The organism is Marinobacter xiaoshiensis, from assembly GCF_031631795.1.
GTDB classification, from domain to species: Bacteria; Pseudomonadota; Gammaproteobacteria; order Pseudomonadales; family Oleiphilaceae; genus Marinobacter; species Marinobacter xiaoshiensis.
Genome location: NZ_JAVMBO010000007.1, coordinates 604,538 through 629,882, shown reverse-complemented (window position 1 = coordinate 629,882; position 25,345 = coordinate 604,538). Strand labels below are relative to the sequence as shown.

23 protein-coding genes are annotated in these 25,345 nt (G+C 53.9%); 3 read left to right on the top strand and 20 right to left on the bottom strand.

The genetic code is table 11. From position 1 onward, the window contains the following. Position 1: 1 nt before the first annotated feature. From RKA07_RS06595 to RKA07_RS06575, 5 genes are all read right to left on the bottom strand, one after another. Positions 2-973, bottom strand: coding sequence for a MalM family protein (locus RKA07_RS06595; protein ID WP_200200974.1), 972 nt, complete (start codon positions 971-973; stop codon positions 2-4). Between the two features lie 52 nt (positions 974-1,025). Continuing rightward, positions 1,026-2,651, bottom strand: a complete 1,626-nt coding sequence (locus tag RKA07_RS06590) for an OmpP1/FadL family transporter (RefSeq protein WP_200200975.1) — start codon at positions 2,649-2,651, stop codon at positions 1,026-1,028. A 39-nt stretch (positions 2,652-2,690) separates the two neighbouring features. Beyond that, positions 2,691-3,701: a transporter gene (locus tag RKA07_RS06585; RefSeq protein ID WP_200200976.1), complete on the bottom strand. Its 1,011-nt coding sequence runs from the start codon at positions 3,699-3,701 to the stop codon at positions 2,691-2,693. Positions 3,702-3,761: 60 nt separating this feature from the next. After that, on the bottom strand, positions 3,762-4,562 hold the full coding sequence (locus RKA07_RS06580) for a C39 family peptidase (protein ID WP_200200977.1): 801 nt from the start codon (positions 4,560-4,562) through the stop codon (positions 3,762-3,764). 223 nt (positions 4,563-4,785) lie between these two features. Further along, complete coding sequence (locus RKA07_RS06575) at positions 4,786-6,249, bottom strand: SLC13 family permease (RefSeq protein WP_200200978.1); 1,464 nt, start codon at positions 6,247-6,249, stop codon at positions 4,786-4,788. A 229-nt stretch (positions 6,250-6,478) separates the two neighbouring features. Here RKA07_RS06575 and RKA07_RS06570 point away from each other — a divergent pair, with 229 nt between their 5' ends. Continuing rightward, entirely contained in the window at positions 6,479-6,799 is a 321-nt protein-coding gene (locus tag RKA07_RS06570; RefSeq protein WP_200200979.1) for a phasin family protein, read from the top strand. A gap of 9 nt (positions 6,800-6,808) precedes the next feature. Then, on the top strand, positions 6,809-8,608 hold the full coding sequence (locus RKA07_RS06565) for a PHA/PHB synthase family protein (protein WP_310965913.1): 1,800 nt from the start codon (positions 6,809-6,811) through the stop codon (positions 8,606-8,608). Positions 8,609-8,673: 65 nt separating this feature from the next. On the opposite strand, the gene RKA07_RS06560 is transcribed toward RKA07_RS06565, so the two are convergent. The 15 genes from RKA07_RS06560 to RKA07_RS06490 all read right to left on the bottom strand — a co-directional run bounded on the left by RKA07_RS06560 (position 8,674) and on the right by RKA07_RS06490 (position 23,896). Next, positions 8,674-9,684: an AgmX/PglI C-terminal domain-containing protein gene (locus tag RKA07_RS06560; RefSeq protein WP_227715072.1), complete on the bottom strand. Its 1,011-nt coding sequence runs from the start codon at positions 9,682-9,684 to the stop codon at positions 8,674-8,676. After that, entirely contained in the window at positions 9,681-10,187 is a 507-nt protein-coding gene (locus RKA07_RS06555; protein WP_200200981.1) for an ExbD/TolR family protein, read from the bottom strand. The genes RKA07_RS06560 and RKA07_RS06555 overlap by 4 nt, the downstream gene beginning before the upstream one ends. Then, entirely contained in the window at positions 10,184-10,705 is a 522-nt protein-coding gene (locus tag RKA07_RS06550; protein ID WP_200200982.1) for an ExbD/TolR family protein, read from the bottom strand. The genes RKA07_RS06555 and RKA07_RS06550 overlap by 4 nt, the downstream gene beginning before the upstream one ends. Positions 10,706-10,729: 24 nt before the next feature. Continuing rightward, positions 10,730-11,425 carry a MotA/TolQ/ExbB proton channel family protein gene (locus RKA07_RS06545; RefSeq protein WP_200200983.1) on the bottom strand — a complete coding sequence of 232 codons (696 nt, stop codon included), beginning with the start codon at positions 11,423-11,425 and terminating at the stop codon, positions 10,730-10,732. Positions 11,426-11,587: 162 nt separating this feature from the next. After that, positions 11,588-11,902, bottom strand: coding sequence for a hypothetical protein (locus tag RKA07_RS06540; protein ID WP_200369380.1), 315 nt, complete (start codon positions 11,900-11,902; stop codon positions 11,588-11,590). Positions 11,903-11,917: 15 nt separating this feature from the next. After that, positions 11,918-12,502, bottom strand: a complete 585-nt coding sequence (locus RKA07_RS06535; protein WP_227714585.1) for a tetratricopeptide repeat protein — start codon at positions 12,500-12,502, stop codon at positions 11,918-11,920. Next, positions 12,489-15,407: a tetratricopeptide repeat protein gene (locus RKA07_RS06530; RefSeq protein ID WP_310965912.1), complete on the bottom strand. Its 2,919-nt coding sequence runs from the start codon at positions 15,405-15,407 to the stop codon at positions 12,489-12,491. Before RKA07_RS06530 ends, RKA07_RS06535 begins: the two co-directional genes overlap by 14 nt. After that, the gene (locus RKA07_RS06525) at positions 15,400-17,352 is read right to left on the bottom strand and encodes a tetratricopeptide repeat protein (protein ID WP_310965911.1); all 1,953 of its coding nucleotides are present in this window, start codon (positions 17,350-17,352) and stop codon (positions 15,400-15,402) included. The genes RKA07_RS06530 and RKA07_RS06525 overlap by 8 nt, the downstream gene beginning before the upstream one ends. An 8-nt stretch (positions 17,353-17,360) precedes the next feature. Continuing rightward, positions 17,361-17,906: an AraC family transcriptional regulator gene (locus RKA07_RS06520; RefSeq protein ID WP_310965910.1), complete on the bottom strand. Its 546-nt coding sequence runs from the start codon at positions 17,904-17,906 to the stop codon at positions 17,361-17,363. 19 nt (positions 17,907-17,925) lie between these two features. Continuing rightward, complete coding sequence (locus RKA07_RS06515) at positions 17,926-19,077, bottom strand: DUF3570 domain-containing protein (protein WP_435404610.1); 1,152 nt, start codon at positions 19,075-19,077, stop codon at positions 17,926-17,928. Continuing rightward, a complete protein-coding gene (locus RKA07_RS06510; RefSeq protein ID WP_100639784.1) occupies positions 19,064-19,300 on the bottom strand; it encodes a DUF4266 domain-containing protein in 237 nt (78 codons plus the stop codon). The genes RKA07_RS06515 and RKA07_RS06510 overlap by 14 nt, the downstream gene beginning before the upstream one ends. A gap of 20 nt (positions 19,301-19,320) precedes the next feature. After that, positions 19,321-19,818 (bottom strand): TlpA disulfide reductase family protein, encoded by a 498-nt coding sequence (locus tag RKA07_RS06505; protein ID WP_200369376.1) that lies wholly within the window; start codon positions 19,816-19,818, stop codon positions 19,321-19,323. A 17-nt stretch (positions 19,819-19,835) separates the two neighbouring features. Then, complete coding sequence (locus tag RKA07_RS06500; RefSeq protein ID WP_310965909.1) at positions 19,836-20,486, bottom strand: outer membrane beta-barrel domain-containing protein; 651 nt, start codon at positions 20,484-20,486, stop codon at positions 19,836-19,838. Next, positions 20,456-21,205, bottom strand: a complete 750-nt coding sequence (locus RKA07_RS06495) for an SH3 domain-containing protein (protein ID WP_200200990.1) — start codon at positions 21,203-21,205, stop codon at positions 20,456-20,458. The genes RKA07_RS06500 and RKA07_RS06495 overlap by 31 nt, the downstream gene beginning before the upstream one ends. Positions 21,206-21,226: 21 nt before the next feature. Next, positions 21,227-23,896 (bottom strand): HzsA-related protein, encoded by a 2,670-nt coding sequence (locus tag RKA07_RS06490; protein ID WP_310965907.1) that lies wholly within the window; start codon positions 23,894-23,896, stop codon positions 21,227-21,229. A gap of 214 nt (positions 23,897-24,110) precedes the next feature. Here RKA07_RS06490 and RKA07_RS06485 point away from each other — a divergent pair, with 214 nt between their 5' ends. Then, positions 24,111-25,343, top strand: coding sequence for a hypothetical protein (locus RKA07_RS06485; RefSeq protein WP_310965906.1), 1,233 nt, complete (start codon positions 24,111-24,113; stop codon positions 25,341-25,343). The last annotated feature ends 2 nt before the right edge of the window (positions 25,344-25,345 follow it).

Genomic DNA, 25,345 nt, shown 5'->3' with positions numbered 1-25,345 from the left:
GTTATAGAGCATCTACCATGTTCAGCCCCATTTCACCGGTGCTGACGTGGGGTATCTTGCGGGGGCCACGGCGGGTTTCGATAACCGTTTGGCCCTCAAGATCCTCGTTTCGGGTAAAAACAAGCATCCAACGCTCTGCCCCAGTGCTGGCTACCGGGATACGAGCTTCCAGGTACCCCCGGCGGTGCCAATTCTCCGGCACGAAATCCGACACCAGGTCTGTTACAAGGCGCACAGGGCTCAAAGTGTCATCAAGAAACAAGACCGAAGGTACAACAACCCCTTCACTGGCGTATGAGCGCAAGCGAAACATCTGCCCTTCTGCTTGTCCACCTTGTGGTAGTGAAATCAGTTGATAGGGACTCTCACCTGTGAGGAAGCTGTGCGTGGGAGAACTTTTCTTCAGGTATACGCCAAACTCACGGTTTTCCTGCCAGCGTTCATGATCCTGGGTGTCCAGCGTCTCACAGCAGGTTTCGGAAAATCGGCTCAGGAAGTCGTTGTCAACCTCGGCAATGCCTAGAATAGCAAAGGCTTCGGGATCGTGCCCGGCCACAGGATCAGTTTCAATAAGGGTGTCACCGGCGCGATACACTGTTGCCGGGGTCGCCCCTGGCGGCGGAGCGATAAGCCCTTTTTCCTCATCTGTTCGGGTGTCTGGCTGGTAATAGGTATTTCGAACGGTGCCATCGGCATCACGCCAGGTATAGTAAGGCTGTTCGTCCCCTTCTCGCACATAGCCCTTGCGCCGCAACTCTTCCGCATCCGGATAATTGGCAGCTGTAAACTCGTCACCGCTGGCAGGCTCGCTGACCGGCGGCTCTTCGGCAGGCTTCTCGACGATGGGTGAATAGCGCACGCGTCCCTGCTCATCTACCCAGGAAAAATAGCCTTCCTTGTTTGATACTGTTGAGCCACCAATCTGACAGCCAGACAACATTGCACCAAGAATCAGACAAACAGCCGCAGTCATGAATCTATGTCTGTTCACTGATACGCCCTTTTAAGCTCGATACAGCGTGCTGTCAGAATTTTTTCCGGAAACTGATACCCGCCATAACAACACGGAGAGATGTTTTTACGTCCAGCCCTGCATACGGGTTGTAGATAATGTTGGTAATGTTATCGCAGTTAATGTTGCAACTGGTGTTTGCCGGAATCGTTTCGATGGAGTGCAGATAACTGAGATTCATATCAATTTCTGTATTTTTGTCCCATTTGTAACCCATTCCAACACTGTACAGGTTAGCGCCGCCAAAAGGCGCCATAACCGAACGCTGGTCATCCGGAATTACCGAATCCCTAATCTCAACACCCGCCCTCAAATCAAGCCGTGAGGACGCATGAAATTCCGCGCCGAAAGCCCAGTTCCACTGGCTGGTAAAGCCCAATGGCAATTTGAGGGTGTTCGGTGTGGCATTGTCCGGAGACAAAATCCGCGCAGCGTTAAGGAATTCCAGATTCCGATCGAAACGGAACAGGAATGCATCCCACTGTGCATAGTCAGTCCAGCCTATGTCGGCGTTCAAAGTGAGCTTCGGGTGTACATCCACACTAATACCGGTTTGAAAGTGCTGTGGATAGACCAGATCCATACTTACGTTGCCCGCCTCTCGCGGCGCACCAGATGGCAGACTGAGAATCGCTGAGGTAATGGCGCCGAGAACCGACCCGTTGACACTCTGCCAGAATCCGGACCAGTCATCGGTGTACTGGATCTCGAAGGTGCCCTTCATGTTCATTTCAGCTTCGGAGGTATAGCTTGCCCCCCAGGAAAACCAATCTACCGGCTCCCACATAACCCCAAGTGTGTAGGTAGGGGAAAGTGAATCCTGAACATTAAGGGACATGGCACCTATGTCGTCCCAAGGGCCGACGTTACCACCACAAAGAGCGAGCCAGGGCTGTAGTGGCTCATCGCCACTTTCGCAGTTGAACGCATCCTGAAGAATTTCTGCAACACCCAACAACATGTTAGGGGCCCGCATGTACTGATCAGCAGCAATACCCATATGGGACAAGTGAATGCCAGCGCCCACGGACCATTCTTCATTAATTTTATAACCTACGCTTGGCGCAAGATAAGTCGTGCGCTGCAAGGCAGCCGCCTGAGGCTGATAGCGGCCAGGATCATCTTTGTCACGGTAGAAACCTGCTGCCATAGGTAGATAAAACGCATTGGCAAAGGTCAGTTTCGATCCGGGAGGCGTGATACTGAATCCCGCAGAAGGGGCTACTGCGGGCCCGGGAGGAGTGCGTAGTATTCCAAAGCCGGGAATATACAATGAGACGTTGTTCGTGTGGCTGTGGGTGTTTGCAACAGGGTCCCGTTGTTGGCCGGTATTCGGGTCTATTTCTGTGCCATCAATGCCAAATATTTCATACCCTTCCGGGGCCGTAAAATCAGCGTCAACATCCAGGTAAACACCCAGCAGGTTGATTTCAAATTGGCGACCTTCCAGCTTGGTCAGGCCGGCCGGGTTAAAGTGAACAGCCATGATTCCCGGGGGATCAGCTGTAACGGCATTACCCAGAGCCAGTGCTTTCGGGTGAATCGTCAGGTTCTGTGCCAACTGCGCCTGAGCACCACACGAGATTGTCGTGGCTACCATGGCCGCGAGAAGTTGGCGCTTGTAGCTGTTATGTCCCATGAAATCCTTCCCTTCCCTTTAAATCGTCAGCGGCACCAATCACTCTTTGAGGCCGGAGAAGTTAATGGGTAGGGACACGCCCAGGGAGAAATCCGGGGCATCCTCAGTCAGACCAATACCAACGCTGGTGTTCACTATTGTGGTATCGCTGACACGGGTTCCCAGCGACATACTCAGGAAACCGCTCATCTGGTCCTGCGCCATTGCCTGGTCACCATTGGAGAAAGTAAGGATGGTCTCATCGCTATAGCTCATCTGAGCAGAGATGCTTAGAGAAATGTCATAAGAAAGCGAATAAGCAAATCCGGCGGAACCGGAAAGACTGAAGCCTGGCTCAACTTCCTGAAGCAGTCGCGCACCACGAACCTGCTGCAGATCATCTTCAGGCAGGTTGTAGGTAACACTGACGGACCCGAACACAACAACCGGATCAAGCACTTTCGACAAGCTTGCGCCACCACCAATAGAGTAATAGCCGCTGCCGGTTGAAAGCTGTTCGTTTATATCGATTTCATAAGGACTAACGCCCGTTTTAGTACTGAAGGTACCAAACAGGGTGGTCGACATCTTGCCCGGTACATAGGCAAAAGGCTGCCAGCGACCAGTAAAGGAAATATCACCAAAATCGTAGGTGTTCAGTTCATCCTGGGTGTCGTATTTTACGACCAGAGGAATCCGTGTGCCCACCGTGAAGTTGTCCAACAGCCCGTAATCATAGGAAAACGAGTTGGTGAAGTTGTGGGTTGCCGAAGGGACCACATCGAGGTTACGTACCGATCCGTTTGTAATCGCAAGATCCAGACGCTGATCAGCCGTATAGGAATAGTCAAACGAATAGTTAAGGGAATGACTGCCTTTTTTCTGCAAGGAGTAGTTTTTCTCAGCGGCCTGAAACACTTCTTCAAGCTGCCGCGACGAATCCTCATCGCCCTCCTGCTTTGCGAGCGCATCCCTCGCCTGGCCTACATTGTCGTCCTGCGCCAGGGCTGTGCCCGGAAGCAAACCCGCCGCGGAAACAAGGATAAGACCTCGCACAAACCAACGATTCATCCTGACTCCCTTAATTTTTATTGGTAGTAGTCCTGAGCCGGGCACCGTGCCCGACAAATGTTAATTGCGACGGTAGTGCAACTGTTTTCTTGTGTTTTCTACACTGCCGTCCGGATTGTTTTTCTGCCGTTCAAGCATGTTCTGAATACGTCTGGCTGTAGCCTCATAAAACTCAGGCATGCGCTCAAGTGCCAGCAATGTCATGGTTTGATCATCTACAAAACGCAGATCTTCTTCTTTGAGCTCAAGGTTATCCAGTGGTTTGTCACTACCCGGGAAAACGATAAAAAGCACATTGTCGTCCCATTTCTCTTCGAATTGTGCGAGCGTGAATGACAGGTTGCCTACTGCTGGATCAGCCATATACACACGGCCATCACGAATGGTTCTGAGCACAACAAAATGCTTGAAACCCGCATGATGGATAGGAACGATAGCCGGGTGGTCGAGGTCAATCAGATCGTCGATCGTGGCACGGAAACCACCAGATGGATAACCCAGGGCTGTCACCAAACGCTTCATGTCAAGCATGGAGAAGGCCCGGCGTGCAACGATGCGATCACTTTCGCCATAGTGCAGCAGCCCCTCCATCACTTGGCGCTCCGAAAGATTGCGCCCAAGATAGAAGTTTAAAATGGTGGTCAAGGCGGCACTGCCACAACTGTAGTCGTATGCCTGACGCACAATATTGCGGAATTTCTGCTCGACCAGCGGCTCAACCCGAAACTCCGTGAGCAGCTCCACCGGGCTGGAATCGACCTTTTGCTCGATAACAACCGCACCCTTTTCATAGGGCTCAACCACAGTTGCTTCCTGCACTATGGCGAATGTAAGAATGGATCCAGCGAGCACAAGCAGCATGTCAGACGAAATCCCTGTTTTTGTTATCCATGATATTTATTGGATTACATATTGTTACGGCAAGATACCGAAATAGCGGAGAGTTTAAAGATAACTGTGCCTCAAATCTGGCGCTGCAACGGCGCGCTATCGCAAGGCTATTGGCAAAACAGAGAAGCTGCTCCCGTTACGGGGCCAGGTATGCAGGAGTGCGGGCGCAAGACAAGCTGCACCCGCACGTTGGTCAGATGGTGAAAACAAAATCCATAAGCAGGTAACACAGCAGGGTAACAACCACAATTCCGATGATGTTCAGTGCAAACCCGGCACGGATCATATCCCCTATTTTCATGTCCCCACTTGAGAACACAATTGCATTGGGCGGTGTGGCCACAGGCATCATGAAGGCGCAACTGGCGGCAATCGCTGCTGGAATGGTCAGCAACAACGGCGATATCTCCTGGGAAAGCGCCAGTGCCCCCAAAAGTGGCAGGAAGGCAGCAGTCGTTGCCGTGTTGCTTGTTACTTCCGTAAGAAAAATGATTACTGCGACGACCAGCGTGATCATAACAATCAAGGGCAAGGCACTTGCGACCCCCATAGATTCAGCAATCCAGCTGGCCAGACCGGAACTACTGATAACGCCAGCCATGGCAAGGCCGCCACCAAACAGCAGAAGAACGCCCCATGGTATCCCTTTGGCTGCATCCCAATCGAGTACAAACGTCTGCTGCCGCACAGAAACCGGAATAATGAACATGGCAATGGCGGCTGATATGGCAATGCCCGTATCGGTCAACCAGGGCATGATGCTAGCCGAAAGAAGCGGCCTGAATATCCATGCACTTGCTGTGAGAACAAACACTACAGCCACCAGCTTTTCACCACGGCTCATCTTGCCGAGTGCCGCAAGCTCATCACGTATGGCCTCACCCGCTCCTTCTTGCGCGACCAGGCCAAAATCGTGCCGCGTGAGCCACCACCAGATCAGAGCTAACATAACCGTCGCAACCGGGACACCAAGGAGCATCCATTGAGCAAACCCGACTGACACTCCCTGAGTCTCGCTCAAATAGGCCGCCAGCAGCGCATTAGGCGGCGTTCCTATAAGTGTGGCAATACCACCGACACTGGCGGAATAGGCAATAGCGAGCAGTAGCGCCGTAGCATAGCGCTGAACATTCTCCGGCTGACCGTTGCCCATCATGCTAATGACTGACAGACCGATGGGGAGCATCATTATGGCCGTTGCTGTATTGCTGACCCACATACTCAGGAACGCTGTTGCCAACATGAAACCTGCGACCTGCCGCTTCGGCTCGTTGCCAACCGCTCTCAGCGTCATCAGCGCAATGCGGCGATGGAGCTCCCAGCGCTGCATTGCAAGGCCCAGGGTAAAGCCACCAAGGAACAGAAAAATGATCGGATGTGCGTAAGGCGATGTCGCCTGCGAAATACTCCCCAACCCCAATCCTGGCACCAATACAATCGGCAGCAGAGCAGTGGCCGGTATCGGGATAGCTTCCGTTGACCACCAGGTTGCCATAAGCAACATGAGCCCTAATGCCGACCAGGCTTCCACTGTCATGGACTCTGGCGGCGGCAAAGCCACTGTCATCAGGAGAAATCCGGCACCGACTAGCAGACCAACCAGCTGGCTTATGGGGTAGCCCTGCAAGTTCTCTGTTGTCGATTGTTGGTCAAGCATACAAACACCCCATGTGACGCCACTCCGTCTCAAAATTGGTTTTTATAAGGGTATGAAATTCCGCACAGCGACTGTCCGGCAGGCAATCCGGACATTCAGGCTTGCGGTTCATTATTTAAATGCCATTCTGAATTATAAGCCTAACGCTGAATTGATGTCCGTCATGATTGTGACATGCTGGTCAGAGCACAATAGGAGTGAACCCAATACAAATGCAAAGGAGCTGTATATGAATAACGACATGTTTGATAAAGCCACGCGCCTTAACCAGGCCCTTTTTGAACAGTTCAGCAAAGCTGCAGAAATGCAGATGAACGCGTTCCGCAGGTACGCCGATGTAACCATGGAACAGGCGAAAAAGGTATCGGAAGTTCGCAGTATAGAAGACCTTAAAACGGTAACAAGTGACCAGGCGGAAACCCTGAAGTCCATCAGCGAACAGGCAACCCAAGACCTGAAGGATTGGCAGAGCTACCTGACGGAAGCTCGCGAAGCGATGCAGAAGGCCATATCTGGCGAGCCGGAAGAAACGCCTGAAACCCAAAAGTAGGAGAGCGTCATGCTGGGTCTGGATCTGCTTGGAAAAACAACCTCTAGGCTTGTCAACACCTTTGAGACAAAGGTTCGCGAAGGCCAGCAGCAACTTGAAAAGCTGCTTGGGGATTCTGGTGTTATGGATGCTGCCAAACTCTCCACTCTGGCAGAGATGTCAGATGCCTACAGGGCCATGGCAGAAGACCTGCTTCTGCACCCGCTGCGTTTTGTGGGCGCGGAACTGGATCTTGCTCGCAAACATGCAGCCCTCGGAGGCTACACACTGGCCCGGCTGACCGGGCGTGAAAAAGAGCAGGTTGCTCAGGCAGATCCGGACGACCGGCGTTTCAACGCAGAGGAATGGCACAAACACCTGCCATTTGATGTCCTGCACCAATCCTATCTGATTAACTCCCGGGCTTTTCTGAGCTGGGTAGAAAGTATGGAAGGCTTGCCTCCTGCAGCCCGAGATCAGATGCTGTTCTATGCCCGCCAGCTCACCAGTGCTCTTTCTCCTTCAAATTTTGTGGCAACAAACCCGGAGGTTCTGAAAATAACCTGGGAGCGAAAGGGAATGAACCTGGTCGACGGCGCAAAGCAGCTTGTTGAGGATTTTCGCCAAAACCCGTCCCTGTTCAATGTCGGCATGACGGATCGTTCAGCGTTCGAGGTGGGCGGCAATCTGGCGACAACACCCGGCAAAGTCGTATTTCAGAACGACCTGATTCAGCTTATTCAATACAACGCGACTACAGAAAGCGCTAGCAAGCGGCCTCTGCTCATTGTACCGCCATGGATTAACAAGTTTTACATTCTGGACCTGACGGCCAGAAACTCGTTTATACAGTGGCTGGTTAACCAGGGTCAGACAGTTTTCGTTATCTCATGGCGCAACCCGGGGCCGGAGATGAGAGACAAAGGCTGGGACGACTATATGCTTGAAGGCCCGCTGGCCGCCATGGATGCCGTAACTGCAGCCACCGGCGAAGAGAAGATGAACCTCATAGGTTACTGCATCGGTGGAACGCTTCTGGCATCAACCCTTGCCTGGCTAAAGAAAAAAGGGAGGGATCCTGTAGTCAGTGCGACCTACCTGACCAGCCTGTTGGATTTCTCTGACCCGGGTGGCATTGGCGTGTTCATTAACGAGCATTCGATCCGTGGTATTGAGCGCATGCTGGAACGCAAAGGTTATCTCGACGGCCGCGCCATGGCATTTACTTTCAATCTGCTACGGGAAAACGAGCTATTCTGGTCGTTCTGGACAAACAATTATCTCAAAGGAAAAAAACCTGCTGCCTTTGACCTGCTGTACTGGAATACAGATGGCACCAACCTGCCCGCGAAAATGCACAGTTTCTATCTGCGGGAAATGTACTTCAACAATCGGCTTGTAGAGCCCGATGCGCTTACCTTCGCGGGGGAAACGATCAACCTGGGCGAAATCGATGTGCCGTCGTTCTTTCTTTCAGCACGACAGGATCACATCGCCAAGTGGAAAACGACCTATAAAGGTGCGCTGGTTCATGGTGGTGATGTTCGGTTCGTATTGTCTGGTTCAGGCCACATTGCCGGGGTCATCAACCCGCCATACAAAGAAAAGTATGGCTACTGGACCAACGATACGATGAGCAAGAGTCCCGATGAGTGGCTTGAAAATGCCAAACAACACCCGGGATCCTGGTGGCCACATTGGCTGGAATGGCTACAACAGTATGCTGGCGAGCCGGTTGCCGCTCGAGTGCCGGGAGATGGCAAGCTCGCCATACTTGAAGATGCACCGGGAAGTTATGTCCGGGTGAAAGCGGCAGAAGCCGCTGGGTAACGGGGACATCAGGCGCATATTGAAAAAAGCTGCTGCTCCAGAGCAGGGGGCTTAACGAAAAGCCCTCAGCTGGACAGCAGCTGAATCGGATAGCGAATCGTTGTTCTGTCTACCCCCGGCCTGGATCCAAAATCTACCAGCAACAGGCGATTACAGATTTTGTTCTCCAAACCTGGCTCACCCAGTGTCGATTCAACCACTGAACAACGAGACACAGCGCCACTGGACTCAATCACTAACTCGGGCGTAATACTGCCCTGCAACGAAGGCTTACGGCGAAGTTCACGATTGTAGATGCTATAGATGGCGGATTTATTTGCATCCATGGTGCGCCTGAGCTCTTCTTTGCTGCGTGTCCGGGAAGCAGTTTCCTGCTTTTCACGCCGCACAACTTCTTTGGCTTCAGCGACGCGGGTCGCGTCTGCCACTTCTGCCCTCTCACGCTCCACCAATGCAACCTGACGACTTTCCCGCTCAAGCACGGCATCGCTCACACCAGCACTGCGTGCATTGGCCGTGGCTCTCGCGGCCAGGGTGTCCTCTGTTTTCCGCGCAATGGGTTCAGCTGTCCGGGTCACCGGTGCATCAAGCTTGATGGAACTGGCCAGTGTGTTGAGCTTTGCAAGCTCGTTGCCCATGGCCAGAATGCCTGTGTTCTTTGCTTTTTCGCGGGCCTTGGCGACGGCTTCAGGCTTTGGAGTTTCCTTTACCTCAGGCTTGGGCGGCAGCAGCTGGGGCTTTGGCTCAGGCTTGGGTTCCGGCTTAGCCACTTCAACCGGCTTTTCTTCCGGCTCTATTTCAGCTTTTGGTTCGGGCTCCGGCTTTGGCTCGGGCACAACCGGCTTGGGTGGTTCTTTTTTCTCAATAACCAGCTTCGCCAGTTGGGGTGGCAGAGCTTCACGCTCCTGCCGATCCTTTTCTGGCAACTCGATCCAGCTCACATAACCGGCAAAGATCACAAACAGGGGCGCTACAACCAGCGCAATGGAAAGCAGTCGCCTGCGCTCCCCGCGCTCACCACTCCACGGCAATCCGTACCGATCTTCTGACATGCTCTGAGTCGAACGCTGGGTCATGCTCCGGCTCCCTCTTTTGTCTGCTGGTTAACCGCCAGAGATATGCTGGCGTATCCCGCATCCACACAGGTAGACATGATCTTTTTGAGCAAATCGTAAGGCAGTTCCCGATCAGCCAGAATAGTAATCGCTCGCCCGGCTTCCGGGGCTGGCTGGCCTGATCGGCTGGCCTGATAGTCCAGCTCCTGCTTCAAACCCGGCTCAATCTGCCCTTCAAGTGCCTGCAATGCCTCCCGCTTGATGACCAAACGCCCGTTTACCAGGATATCCTGGTCGGTTACGGTGAGCGCGAGCACATCTCCCGGTGGTTGCGAGGCAGAGGAATCCGGCAGTTTGATGGTGCTGCTCTGGTTTAGTACCTGCACATCAGACGAAGAGTTAACCATCAGGAAGAACACCAGAATCGTGAAGATGTCCATCAACGATACCAGATTCATCTTGCTCTGGTTATTGTTACGCCTGTGATGGCGCTTCTGGCGGCGGGCTTTTGCTGATTCTTTCATGACTGCCCCCCTGCCCTTTCTGCGTCTTCAGTGCTCTCTACAGGGGCATCGCCCAAAGAAATCTCCGGAAACAGCTCCGCCTCTACCAGGTTGCCTGCAACAACCGCATCGTAGGACCGCACCGTATCCATAACACTGACCAACACCTGATACGACGTTTCCCGGGAAGGCATGATAATCACGTCCTTTTTCTCGGGAATACGGCTTTTAAGCTCTTTCATGACATCTTTAAGAACAGCGAAATCGTGCTCGCCTCCTTTCTGGTCGATACTCTTGATAACGCCGCCCTGATTGTCTGCAACAACCAGGCTATCCGCGTGGATAACCACCTGTATTTGCAGCTCTTCAACCTGCTCTGACGCAAGACTTTCGCCAGTGGGAAAGTTGAGTTCAAGCACGCTGGTGTGTGCAAACACCATGTTCAAAAGCAGCACCGGCACCAGCACAATCATGAGGTTCATGAATGGCGTGATATCGAGATCCGGTTCGCTCTGTAATCGACGATGTTTCCGTCTCATAGCCCGAGATCCTTTAGCTGATTATCAGGCCGACGCTGCTGCCGGAGCAGAAGATGACACGGATTGCGCCTGGGACTGAACACCAGGGCGAGATCCTGAACCATCGCTGAGCAGGTTAAGTACTTTGATACCGGCCATTTCAAAGCTGTCTACAATTTCGTTGGTCTTGGTCTGCAGAACGGAATGAACCAACAGCATGGGAATAGCTGACATAAGACCAAATGCGGTGGTGTTCATGGCCACAGAAATACTCTGTGAAAGCAGGCTGGCTTTTTGCGCGGGGTCTGCAGCGGCAACAGCAGTAAAGGCTGCGATCAGGCCGATGATGGTTCCCAACAGACCAAGCAGTGTTGCGATATTGGCAAGCGTTGCAAGGTACTGGGTGCGCTTTTCAAGGCGCGGCATTACATCCAGCAACCCTTCTTCCATAGCGTACTCGATGTCTTCACGGCCCTGTCGACGTGCCAGCCGCTGAAGGCCGTAACCGATCATGGTGGACATGCCCGTACCGGACTCCTGAGCGTAATTAAGCGCGCCCTTGAAATCTTTTTTCGCAATCATCTGGTGCAGACGATTGAAATCCCTGCGATTAGTGATCTTTTGCGCAGACAGGTATACGTATCGCTCAATGGCTACTATGAGTCCGATGATCAGCACAATGGCGATCGGAAACATAAAAAAGCCACCTTCCTGAAAAAAGCGAACGGCGGTATCGATCATTTTTTAGGCACTCCATGGTTCAGTTTGGGAACAGTCTAAGCGCTAGGCTACTTCAAAGGGGTTAAGTTTTCGGGGGTCTGTGTTGCGGTTTGTTGTAGTTTGCACTCGAACACAGAAATACTGTGACGCACATCTCACTGCCAGGCGATTTTCACTGTGCCTTCAAGGTGTTGTCACTGCATTTTCCAAGGCATGCTGCTCAGCCTTGAAGGCATCATGGTAACGGACAAGCCGTTGAAATTCGTATCGATCCATAGGGGTAAAGGCCTGCTCCACCAACAGTTGCTCATCGGGCGCTCTGAGTTCGTCCACTTCCGGGGGCTGCCAGGGCACCAGGTACATCACTGTCGGCACCTCCTGATCACCCCGAATTCGGGTGCCCTCAATGGTTACTATCCCTGAGTCCTGCGCCTGAGCAGGCTGCATGCAGAGCATTGGCGAGGCTGCCAGCAGAAGGATTCTGAAAATAGTTTTCATGCGTTTCGCCTCGCGTCAGATTCTGTTTTTTGCATCGAATATCCAGTCTTTCACTCTCGGATCCGGCTCTTCTGCACGCTCTTTGTACTGTTCGTACAGCGGCAACGCCTGGGCTGGCTGGCCCAGGTATATGTCCAGTAAAAACGCCAGATTAAGGAGTGCGGGCAAATACTCGGGGTTGGCAGCCAGAGCCTCGCGGTAACGCTTTTCAGCCAAGGAGAAATCACCAGCGTTACGGGCGATAACGCCAAGGTGGTTGTTCGCCACCGGGTGCTTGGGGTTCAGAGCGAGAACCTGCTCAAACCGCACGCGGGCAAGCTCCATATCACCGGACTGCATCGCCAACAGCCCCAGGTTGGCAATGGGGCCACTTCGTTCCGGATGCTCCGCTGTCATTTTCTCAAAGCGGGATCTGGCCTCTTCAAGGTCGCCGTTTTCCATTAACACAACCGCTTCCGAAAAAGCCTCCTGAAGACGTGCCTCCGATTCAGCTGTAACGGCGGCATCATCCAATGCAGTTGTGCGCTCCGGCCCTACCGCACAGCCCGTGAGCAGCAGAAGCAACATAAGCGCCGGGTTCAGCTTTTTAACCCAGATCATGGACAACTCCGGCAGTGACTTCGGGTTTGTTGTAGCGGCCCGGGAGCAGGCGACGTAAGGATTCATAGCTGCGTTTCACCCACTCATCAAAGATGCCTTCACGGGCTCTGCGGATATTTTGTTCATGGATATCAATGGCATTGTCTTCGAATGGGTAGGCCTGCTCTTCCAGCAATAATTCGTATTGAGAAAGTTCCAGCTGGCTGAGCCCTTGCGGGCGTTCCGAATCCATCAAGTCTGCGCCCAGACGACTGTATATATGGGCGATCTGATAGCCCGCCTCCGTGGCAAACGATGAAATCCCGTAGCTGGCGGTTTTCTGATAAGCGCGCACGGCTGTCTCAAGGGCATTGGTTTTGGCCACCATGCTTTTATTCAGGGGCAAGGTCAGGCGGATACTGTCGTAGCGGGCCAGTGCATCCCGCGCCAGGATTGCGGAGGCAGACGCCGCCAGATAGCGCATGCGGTCATCGGCAGCCCCGGGGTTGTCATCCACTTTATCCATCTGCCGGTTCAGCCAGTAATTACGTCGCTCGATGTCGCCCTGGGCTGCGTATAGCTCGCTCAAGCGGTTGGCTGCTTCCATATAGACGTCAGCCGGTTCAGGGTGCCGGTTTGCGTACTGGCGCCAAGTATCAATTGCCTTGGTGTCGTTGCCTGCCCGATCATATAATTCTGCCGCAATCTGCAGGTTTTGCCGGCGTTCCTCTGGCGTGGTCGCCATGGCCACCATGAGATTAAGCTCATCGCCGGCTTTCTCCCACTGTTCTGTTTCCCGATAGGCGAACGCCAGTTTTGCGGGCACCGTATCGGCTAGCTCATGCCCGGGGAAATCTGCCCGGAAACCTGTCAACACACTAATCGCCTCGCCCCATCGTGCGGAGCTTACCAGCAGCGATGCCGCATCGTATTGGGCATTGGCGTTCAGTGCGGAGGCAGGCGCGACAAAACCTACCCGCAGGTACTCGCTAACGGCGGTATCTGTATCGCCTGCTTGCGCAAACTGCTCTGCCTGGCGGAATACCGAGGCCGCCATGTTTTCCTGTACGCCGGGCCGCCGTTGGTCTTCGGGGGGCATCATGGAAAGGGCGTCGCGGTAGGACTGTTCGGCCTCGCCATAGCGTGCAAGCTCAAACAGACTGTGGCCCGCAAGCAACAAGGCTTCGGTGACCAGGGCGGGGTCTGCCGCTGGCTGCCAGGTAACCAGGCGGCTGGCCATAGGAATCACTTCTTCAAGATTCTGCTGGTCATATTCCCGCTGCAGTGCAATGTAGTAGACATCTGGCGCACGCGGGTCTTCGGGGTATGCGTTCGCAAACCTTAGTCGGTTCAGTTGCTGCATTTCCTGCAGCGCGAAGAGATCTTCAGTGGTTTCATTCATCCAGGTGCCTGCGTACTCGCGGAATGCCAGCACTGAGGCATATCCTGCTTCAGACGCCCTCTCCGGTACTGTTCCAGCTGCCGGGAAATCATAGGCAACACGCTCAAATGCATCGATAGCATCTGGCCATTGCTGAAGTTCCACATAGGTTTCCCCCAGCAGGAACAAGCGCTCAGGTGTGCGGGGGTGATTCGGGAAAGTCGCCGCAAACTCGGAATAATAGGCGGCTGCCTGGCGGTAGTGTTGGTCCGCATTCAGGCTTTGCTGGTCCCTTCGCGCCTCCCCGGCTAAAAGATAATGGCGATCAGCCAATTCGGGCAGGAGAATTTCAAGCTGAACTTCAATGTAGGCCAGGGTTTCTAGATTCGTCTCCGGCCAGTAGCGGCTATAGATGCCATAATTTTCTATGAATGCGGCTTTTCGAACCGGAATAGCCTTGTCGAAACCGGCAAGTTCCAGGGTATCAATCGCTCGCATGTGATAGCTGGGCGCCCAGGGGCTATCCGGGTGGTCTTCGATATAGGCATCAAACACAGCTACAGCGTCGCTGTAGCGCTCACGGCCAATTAACAATGTGCTGTAGCGATCGTAAACCAGAATTTCATAGGGCCGGCTTCCGGTTTCCCTGAAAAGAGCTTGCAGGGTTTGAGCGCCATCAAGATAGGACAGTGAAAGCCCCATAACCCGGAACAAGTCTTCCGTAAGTGTTTGATAGCGCTGCTCTGGCGCCTCTGCGGCCTGTTCAACCGGCATGATCAGATCCAGCACTTCAATGTAACTGAATAGCGCCTGTTGGTAGTCCCCCTGCTTGAATTGGCTCCACCCCTTCATGTATTGAGCGTTCATCAAGAAGGACGGATCGGCGTTGCGCTCCTTGGCCGCAAGAGTAACCTCATGAAATGCCTGTTCCGCTTCCGGGTAGCGGCCATTGATAAACAGAATATCTGCCCGCCGGAATTGGGCTTCTACCCAGTAAGCTGAGCCCGGATACTGTGTTACCAGGGTATCCAGGACTGCTAACTGTTCATCCGTCATGCCCCGCATTTCCCAGGCTCGGGCTAACTGGTAGTAAATCTGGTCATTGCCCGCACGCTCCGGGTACTCTGCCAGCAAACCGGTATATGCATCGATAGCGCCGGAAAGGTCATCCTCTGCGGTATCTGTCATCAAGCGCTCGGCCCGGGCGAACTCGAGATCTGCCAGGCGGTGCCGAATGGTGACCTGTTTGATGGGGTCATCCACCAATGGCAGTAACTCACGGTAGCTGTGCATCACAGATTCGAGAGAAACGGCCTCAGCACCAGCTTCAATCTCTGGGAGATCGGCTTCACGTTCCCGGCTAACAGGGCTCAAAGACGCAAGAGTACCTGGCCGGGCTGCGGGCATTACTCCACCACCCTGCCCCCACCCCAGCGATTGGCAACCACTAACCAACAGGGCAAGCAGCACTGGCACCAGCGCACGGGTCACACCCGCGAAAGTGTCCAGCCCATCACCGTTCGTGTTGCGGGGCCGTTTAATCATTTGCGGCCTCCGTGCTCTTGCCTGCCCTGAACAACTGGTCCGCCAGCCGCGCCTGTGCATGGCGAGATGCCACCCGGTAACGCCGCAGTTCATTGCTCTGTTGTTCCAGCGCATTATCCAACCGGCTAATGAGAATATTCCGCGCCTGAGCCAAGGCTTCATCTACTTGTACTTTAAGCGACTGGACCTCGGCGGCGTTATTGGCAAGCCGACTCGCCAGCTCCTCATGTTCGCTGTCGCCTGCCATCAACTGCTCTATATCTGATCGCTGGGTTTGAAGCTGCTCCATTTCCGAACTCAGCTCACGAAGCTGCTTCTGCGCGGCCCAGCGGTTTACACCGTAATCGTTAGCGACACTCCAGTCGAAGTAGGCCTTCATTCTCTGGTACTTTTTTCGCTGCCGGGCTGTGCGCTGGTCGTCCGGGAGCTGAGCAAGCGTAGCCGCGACCTTGCCCAATCGGGCTTTCAAGGCTTTCTGTTCCGTTGTCATGAAGAATTCAGCATCTTCTTCGGCAAGGGCGGCCTCAATGTTTGCCCGAAACGCATTCTGGGCTTCTATCCACTCATCCGGCTGTTGCTGCTCTAGTTCAATACCTGCTTCCTGGCTTCGGCGCGCTCGTTGCACCCGGCGGGTTTCCAGCATGGTTTCAAAGGTGCCGAGCTGTTGTTCCCGCTGCGCCAGCAATGCTTGCATCCGGCAAAGCTCATTGAGTTCCCCCAGAGCCTGCTGGAATGGTTCCGTTGCGAGCACTTCAGAAAGCCCGAAATCAGCAGGCGTTACCCTAAGGCGGCCGTAGGAGTCGGTAATAATCTCATCGCTGTCCCGAAGAAAATTCAAACGTGCCATGAGGCTTTCTTCGGTCAGTGCTTGCCGGGCTGCAGTCAGCTCTTCACCGCGGTTTTCGTAGTGTTCTGCGGCCTGGGTAAATGCTTGCAAGGCCTCACGTGGCTGGTTCATCTGTTCGAGCACATAGCCACGAGCGTAGGGAACCTGCTCTCTCCAGGGTAAAAACAATTCTCTTTGGGAGAGTGCATCCAGCGCGTCCAATGCCCTTTGCATCTCGCCCTGACCAGCAGCCGCGACGGCATAATCAAATAGAGCTCGGTCAGCAAACACACCATCCAAAGGCATGGCTCCGAGCAGCACTAACGCCTCATCAAACCTGGCATCTCTGAGATATAGACGGGCAAGGGAGAGCCGGCTTTTATCAAGCAAGGCCTGGTGCTCGGAAATCAGTTCGTCTTTGGGTGCCTTGCGCTGCATAGCCTCAATGAGTTCTCGCAGGCTTTGTTCTGCTGCCGTGAAATCATCGTCGGCAATCTCGGCCATGGCCAGGTTGTAGTTCAGGTAGTGTGCCCAAGGGCCAGAATGCTGCCCCCCGGTCTGTTCGTCCGGATCACCGCGGAACCCCTCAGACATCATGGCCAGTTGCGCTCTGAGGTAACGCCATTCTGCGTATAACTCTGAGTCGGCTTCCTCCAGCACGCTAGAATCAACCCGCTGAAGATTTTCGTAGGCCAGTTGGTAATCACCTTCAAGGTAAAAAACCTTGCCCAGATAAAACCAGGCCTGGCTGCGCACTTCAGGTGCAAGGGTGACGCGGGAGCGGCCGTGTTCATCTTCAAGCAATCGGATAAAGAGCTCACGGGCTTCGCGAGTCATGCCGTAAGAGAGCATTAGCCCGCCTTCGACCAGCTCCGGATAATCGCCGTGCCCTCTGATTCCACCGCGCTCCCGAGCCACATCCAGCAGAGTGAGCGCCTCTAACGCCTCGCCTTGGTGGTAGTTGTAAAGCACCCAACCATAGGCAGGATCTTTAGCCCGCTCTGGCGAATCCTCGGCACTGGCAATTGGCGCAGTGAGCAATAGCGCCAAGCAGCCGGCGGCTACCGCAACCAGGCGTCTGCCTGGTCCGGGTTTATTCGGCTTTGAGCTGAATGCCACGGGCCGTTTCACTCCCACTCCACAATGGAAACCATGGGTTGGTAATCGGACGAGCGATCCTCAATACGAATCTCCAGTGCGGCTGTGTCTGTACCCTTTTCAAACGACAGGGTAGCGGCCTGTTTGTAGGCGCGATTGTTCGGCCCAATGCCTTCCACGAATGCCGTCACTTCGTGGGTGCCGGTTTTCAGATTGCCTATAAACAAGCGTTGCATACCGCCCCTTTCAAGGGCTGTGGCCTGACGCTCTGTATAAAGATGGGAGGCGACAATATCGCCGTTCACCTTCAGCTTTACGGCATCCAGTTGTAGAAACTTGCCCGTATCAACGCTGAGAAACACCGCAAACTGTGTGCTGGCCGGGAACAGCAAGTCTTCTTCCAGAATGAAAAGATCCCGATTCAGGCGAATCACTTTCTTTTTGAGATCCTGAACCCGTTCTGCGACCGCTTTGCTGTCTTCTGCCGGGTCCGTTTGCGCAAGCAGGCTCCCACTCATGAGCAACATGAATGCAGCCAGCAGGCCGGTAGCCAAGGTCTTCAGTGAATCCGTCATAGTCAGGTTTCCTGCAAACTCAGTATTCGAGAATCAGCGATGCGCGGGTCACCAGCGCATCGAATGAATAAAGCGGCTCCTGGCCCGGCAGATAATTGCCCGGAGCGGTGACATCCCGGAAGTTGTCATAATCGAAATTCAGCCAATCCAGCAGCAGGCTGACCTGGAGCCGCTTGATGCCGGGTAAGGATGTCTGCTTCCATTCATAGACTGCGCCCGCTCCCAGGGTTGTACCCGAGAGAGAACTCATTTCTTTGTCTCTCGCCAGATGGGTCTGTGAGTTTTCATAGGCGTATAGGTCGCTGTAGAAATCCGCCTCGCCCTGGGTGTAGTAGCGCACCGAACCCTCCAGCGACCAATGTTGATTCAGTGCGTGCACGTAACCCAGTTGCACTGTGTGTGCGTTAATACCCCAGGTGTCTGAGAAGTATCGATATTCACCCCGGATAGAGGCTCGATACGGCAGGTGGTACATGGCTCGAGCGGCCACCGCGGTACTGGTGCGGGTTTCAGGATAACGCTCAGGCTGGTACAGATAGGCAGTGGCATCATTGGGGTCAAGATAGCGGTTCTGGCGGTAGGGGTTCTGCAGGAAGCCTTCGTCTGTGACCACTTCCAGATCAAGCCCAACCAGCAAGTTACGGGTTAGCACCTGGCTAAACCCTAACTGGTAGTTTCGGCGATCTGCATCTTCACTGAAGTTGTCATTACCAAGCTTGCCAACCTCATCCCAGCCGGCCGCATACCCAAGGGTGACAGTGGACATTCCACCAAAGAACTCCTGGCTCACAGCGAAATACAGGGTACTGGCTTCGTAATCGTTTTCTGAACTGTTGGTAAACCCCAGACTCATAATCGCCCGGTCATACAGGTAATCAACGCCCAGCGTGTATTCGGTACGCTCTTCTTTATAAGCGCTGGCAGTGGCCAAAACATCGACCGAGGCCGCCGATACCATATCCACGTAATATTGCCCGGATACAGACACCTGTGGCCCAACACTTTTACGCGCAAGCACTACAGGGCCATCAATCACCATGCCGCCGCCGTCGTACCGGTGATAGAACAAGTCCACGTTATCCACTGGCAAGGTTGCTGAATGGGCGAACGAAGACACCACCATTAACAGGAGGAACAGCCAGGCCACAGGAGCGCGCTCAGTTACAACCACAGCCACCTCCTGCGCCACCTTCCGCCCCGCGGGCAGACTCCCTCGCCTGATACACGTGGTTGATGTAGGAATCTGCTTTGCCATGACGACTCAGGCTCATGATCGGGTCCGCCAAGCGATCCCTCTCATAAGGTTTAACCCAGGGCTCGACAGAGCTGCACCCAGCCGTTGCTGAAAGCAGCAGCGCCAATAACAACGGCGCGATGATGGTCAGTTTGCGCATATCGCTTACCCGCTCGGGAATCACTCTCGCACCAGTTCTCTTATCTGGGCTTCGTACTCAACTTCGTAGCCCGGCTTGTAGCCGTAATGAATGTAGCGGGCGTTGCCATCGCGATCGATCATCACGGTTGTGGGCATGGCCGGCACCTCGTAAAGCTTGCTCACCGAGCTTTCCGGATCGTACAAAATGGGATAATCCACCGGCACCTTTTCCAGAAAACGCAAAGCCTCATCGCGGTTCTCATCCACATTCACCGCAAGGATGGTGAAGCCCAAATCCTGGTAGCGGCTGTAAATGTCATCCATCAGAGGCATTTCCTGACGGCAGGGGCCGCACCAGGAGGCCCAAAAATTGAGCATGACCACCTCACCGCGGTGATCTTCCAACCGGATGTTGTCTCCCGTTCGGCTCTCCAGAGTGAAGTCCGGAGCCGGAACATTGATGGCATCTGCCTGTACGCTCATTGCAGCGCCGGATAAAGCAAGGGCCAGAGCTATGGTTGTAACCGGGTTGTTCATTCAAATGGCTCCTGTGTTCAGAAAAACACCGACAATCCGGTACGGATTTCAGTGTTCATGGAGGTTTTCTCGGCACCGACCACATCGATGCGGTAGTAGTGCTGGCGCACGCCGATATCTATGGCAAGGCTGTCTGTGAGTAAAACCTGATAACCTGCTCCAGCGTTGAAGGTAAAGCGGGTATCGCCGCCAAAATCCGTGGCGCCCGCGCCGGCAATCAGATAGAAATTGGTATTAAATGCGTAGTTCTCGCTAAAAAATGCTTGGCCCGGCAGAAGGTTATAGCCCAGATTGATGTTGTAATAGCGGTACTCACGCTCACTGTCAGTCAGCACCTGCACGTTGCCCGCCAGGTTTTCAAAACTGGTCTGGCCACCTTCCGCAAAACCTATTCCTGCCTCAAAAAAGAAGGTTTCACTCAGGTGATAGGTGAGCTTGCCGCCATAAATAAACGACGACTCAAAATCTTCAATATTGATCACGCCCAGAAAGGCGCCGATCTCGAAGTTCTCAGTATCGATCAGCGCCTCATTAACTGGCACAGGTTTTACATCAGGCTCGATCAAAGGCCGATCATCACGCTCCTGCGCGAATACCTGAGGTGCAAACGCCATGACCTGTGCCAGGCAAAACCCGGTCAGAAAAAGATGCTTAGTCCGATTTTCCATTCTGTCGCTTCTTCGTTGGTTGATCGGCTGGTAAAGACTTTGTAGTCCTTGAACTCGGCCCGGATAAAGTAACGCTCGGTGATATAAGCCCGCAGTCCCAGTCCAGCATGGCCTACCGTGTTATCACGCTCCTCTGGCACAGCCAGTGTTGCTTTGGGATCTACCCATATATGACCTACACCAAGGGTGAAATACGGTGACACTCTCCAGTGGGGAAACGGCTGGTGGACTATATTGGCGTTCACCATAAGTATTTCCGAGGCGCTGCCCAGTACCTGTGAGCCCCACAATTCTGCGGCGAGGTTAGGCGTAAACCAGTAGCCTCCGTAGCCTGCGGTTACGGGGCTGCCTTCAAACTCACCCATCAGAATTCCGGCTTCAAACTTGCGATCGCTGAATGCCCTGATATCCGGCACGCTGAGATTGACGTTTTCACCGGTTGCGTCTTGAGTTTGTGCAATGGCGGCAACAGCCACCCAGCCTTCCCGGCCTTTCTTGTCCCGTACTTTCATCCAGCCGGTTTTGCGGTGCAGCAGGGTTAACCATTCGCCTTTCTCGCTGCTATGAAACACCGGGTAGCCCACTGCAGGACCAGTACGCCAGACCACAAACGGCTCAACGACCTGCACACGTTGTTCCGGCTCATCGTCGCCCCACAGCCAGCCCGCCCAGGTCATCCCGGGTAAACAGAGCATCAGTAACAGAATGACAATGGGCATGGTTGTGGCGTCAGGTCCTGATTAATTGTCTGGAGCGTCAAACGGGTTGTTGTAGTACTGGGCGCCCATGTCTAGCCACTCAGCGATCAAGCGTAGTTCGGCGGGCGAGAGGCGGCCATCATGGGTACCTCCAGCTTTGAACACTTCACTGAACCGGATACTGGCCCTTGCTCCATTGACCGACATGCTGGCAGGCACAGGTATCGGAACAAATATTGGTTGCTCGTGGCCACTTTCATCCAGGATAGATTCTCCCTCTTCGTCCCTGAGGACTTCCCCCGAATCGACCATTTCATCAACAAGAACACCCTCCGGGTTTAATTCCTGTTTGTTGTCTGGAAACAGCAACTCCCGGTAGGACTTGAAGTGCGATGGGTTGGCATCAGAAGGGCCGCCGGTTAAATCCAGATCGGCAGCCAGAAAGACATCTATATCCGGATCAACAGGAACTTCGATGTTGTGGCACCTGGTACAGGTGTGATCCTCTAGTAACGCGCCACCACCATCGACCACTTTTCGGTCCAGGCCCCACAACGGATGAATATGGGTTTCGTAGTTGATCACTGCACGGCAGTTTGCGGTCCAGGCATCTGCACCTGCATTTGCACATGCACCTGAAACTGGCGGCGGTGTTTGAAGGTTTTCATAAGCCAGTGACCGATCCTCAACACTACCATCGAAATCTACCCACTCATCCGCCCAATAAATCGGATCTGGTAGAGGCAGGCGAATGTCCTTAACCCGGGCATAAACCTCAGCCATGGTGTCCCCCATATCCGGATAAAAAACCGGATCTGTATTCGGGAAAGGCTGCCCAGTGGTATTCGCTCCGCTCCACACTGGCTCTGGGCCAGCATCCCGTCGGCCGTGGGATACAGGTGAACCAGATTCGTGGCAACCTTGGCATTCCAGAGTCTCACCAGGGCGTACCGACAACCAATTCTGGTGGCGGTCGCTGGTTCTGCGGCCTTGGGCATCGAGCACGCTGATCGCAAAGGCGACGTTGGCCGGTACAGCAACCTTTACCGAACCATCGGGCTCTATGGGCACATACCCCAGAATTTCGCGCATTAGCTGCCCACGGCTGCGGCCAAAGGCACTGTTATCAAAATCTTTCACGTTTTCATCGGGCATGGAAACCGGCTTCTCAAGCCTCAGGAATCGCGCCGGGCGCTGTTCTGCGCTTGTACGCAAGGGATCGGCCGTTGCTGCAATACCGTTTGGCGCTCTATCTACGCCATCCATGTCGTAAACACTGCGAATATGCAGAATGCCGTAACCTTCATCTGCCAGGGTTGCGGCATCTCCCATGGGCTGGTCGTCAGGAATAAAATCTTCCAGAGAGCGCTCCCGCATCAGCATGGCTTCATCAAACTGCTCACCTTCTGAGGGCTCCACAATCGGCCGCTGAGTGCCATTTGCCACATCCAGTAACCAGAGCCCGTACACAGGCGGTGCTGGCACATAGGCATCAGATTCCAGACGCTCTTCAGTACAGTTCACAATCCGACCGGATGCCGTTTCGCTGAGCCGACAGGGTGTCCAACTAACCAGATACCTGCCGGTTCCATCCATAAGAGGTGAAACAGAACCATAGCGACCATTCAGAGACAGCTCGCCATCCAGCCTGATGCCCGGAATCAGTGGGCGCTGGCCGCCATCATCGGCCACGCCGTCAATGCGTAAACCAGCTTCCACGTAGTTATTGATATCTACCTCAGCCGGTGCAGAAGCGTAATCATTGCTCTCAAACGGGCGCAATTGCACCAGTACAGAGTTTGAATCGGTTTTCCGGGCTTTCAGGTACTGAACATTGCGCGCTCCGGGAACAGAGTCGTGGGAATGCCGGCCGTAAAGGTAGCTGAGCCCTGTACCGTCCGGGTTCACCCGATAGAGATTGACGCCATTATTACTGGTCTGGCCGGCGTTATCCCAGCGGCTGAACACGATAAACCCTTCATCGGTGACCAGCGGGTCAAGGTCGTGACTCTGGTTAAAGGTAATTTGCTGAATATTGTCGCCTTCGTCATCCATTGTGTGGAGAACGAATGCAGGTGCATTCCGGTTTTCATCCAGGCCAGAAAACTGCCCTTTTCCCTCGTCCAGCAAAATGGCTTTGGAAGCCCGCTGGCGAGTGGATGAGAACACTATGCGACCGTCTGGCAAGTAGGCTGGAGCAACGTCTTGACCGGCCTTGGCGGTTACGTCAGAGGTTATGATTCTGCGGAGCACATCCGCTACACGATCGTATTCCCAAATATTCCAGGTGGGCTGATCTTCTTCATCGGCACCTTCAATTTCCGGTGCACGCATGGCAAACAGGGCACGGTTGCCATCGTGGGAAACATGCAGGTCTTTTACGTCATACAACAAACGGCCCGCATCATCGCGATACTGTGAACCGGAAAAAGCCCGGGAAGACACATCAAAAGCGGGGGCGTCAATGGATGCACTGGCTTTCACAAACAAGCGGGCGCCTGGGCGAAACCCCGACGGATCGGCAAGATTGTCCCCAATCAGTGCTCCGCTATTGATATCAAACAACAGTGGCCGCTTAACAAAAAGTACCGGGTTCTCGACCACAACAGGGTCAGCTTGTTGGCTGCCCGCACTTGGCAAACAGCCAGAAAGTGCTGCCAACAGGCCTGAAAAGACCAGCAAGCGGATGGTTTTGTTGAATTTGTGAGGCACGCGCCTAGTCCCTTGAAAACAGTGTCAACGCACTGAAACAGTGAATTCGTGACATAAATTAAGTCTGGGCATCCATGTATCTCTAGGAGCTTTACGTAAGTAAATGTAATTACGTGGAGCGCCCCACAAATCCGATGCTAATTGCAAGTATAAACTATTAACAATTGTCAAATTGGCCTATTGTGCCCCAGCCAAGACCACCGAGGACAGCGACATGAAAGCCAAAGAGCGAATGCACGCTAGCGCATTCAAGGCATGCAGTATGTCACTGCTGATTTTGCTTACCGCCACATTTACTTGCACAGCCAGCGCCGGACCGCGGGAACAGGCCAAGCGCATTCATGACAGGATTGCGGGCGTACCTCCGTCTGCCTCCAGGCTTGATGATATGACGCGGGAGATTGAGGCCAACAGAGCGCTCAACGCTGCCTTTACCGCAATGGAAGATCGGGCGTTTTATAATGTAACGTTGAAAAACTTTGCGGCTCCCTGGACCAATGAGGCGATGACGCCGTTTGTTCCCTTGAACGATTACACCGCTACAGTGATCGGCCTGGTGCGAGATGATGCAGATTTTCGCAGGGTTCTGTACGACGACATCTTGTACGTTGGCACCTGGAACGATGTACCAACCTATTCCAACTCAAACAACGATCATTATGAGATGATCGAGAAACTTGGCCACGACCTTTCCGACAAACAAAACTTCCGGGGCCTGAGCCAGTCATCCGTCACGGGCCTGCCCACCGATGCCACCGCCGGCGTAATAACCTCCCGCGCAGCGGCCAGAGCCTTCTTCAGCGCTGGTACTAATCGCGCCATGTTCCGATTTACCCTGATCAACCACATGTGCCGGGATCTGGAACAGGTGGCCGACGTAAACCTTCCGCCGGACAGAATTCGCCAGGACGTTTCACGAAGCCCGGGTGGCGATAGCCGTGTGTTCCTGAACAACTGCGTGGGCTGCCATACGGGGATGGACCCCATGACCCAGGCTTTTGCCTACTACGATTACGAATACAACCCGGACAGTGATCCTGATGGAATGCTTGGAAGACTCGTTTACAACACCGTTAATGACCCGGAGACTCAGTCACGGGTGCAGGGCAAGTACCTCATCAACTCCACCACCTTTGCCCCGGGGTATGTCACGCCGGACGACAAATGGGATAACTACTGGCGCCAGGGCACCAACCGGCGGCTAGATTGGGATGGGAGCTTGCCCGGTTCGGGTCACGGTGCAAAAAGTCTTGGTGAAGAGTGGGCACGCTCCGGCGCCTTCGCAGAGTGTCAGGTAAAGAAAGTGTTCACAAATATATGCCTCAGGCCACCCTCTACCAGCGCTGACCACACTCAGATCGAAGCCATGGTGTCGAGTTTCAGGTCCCATAACTACAATCTGAAGCAGGTGTTTGCCGAATCTGCTGTTTACTGTGCGGGGGAGTAACG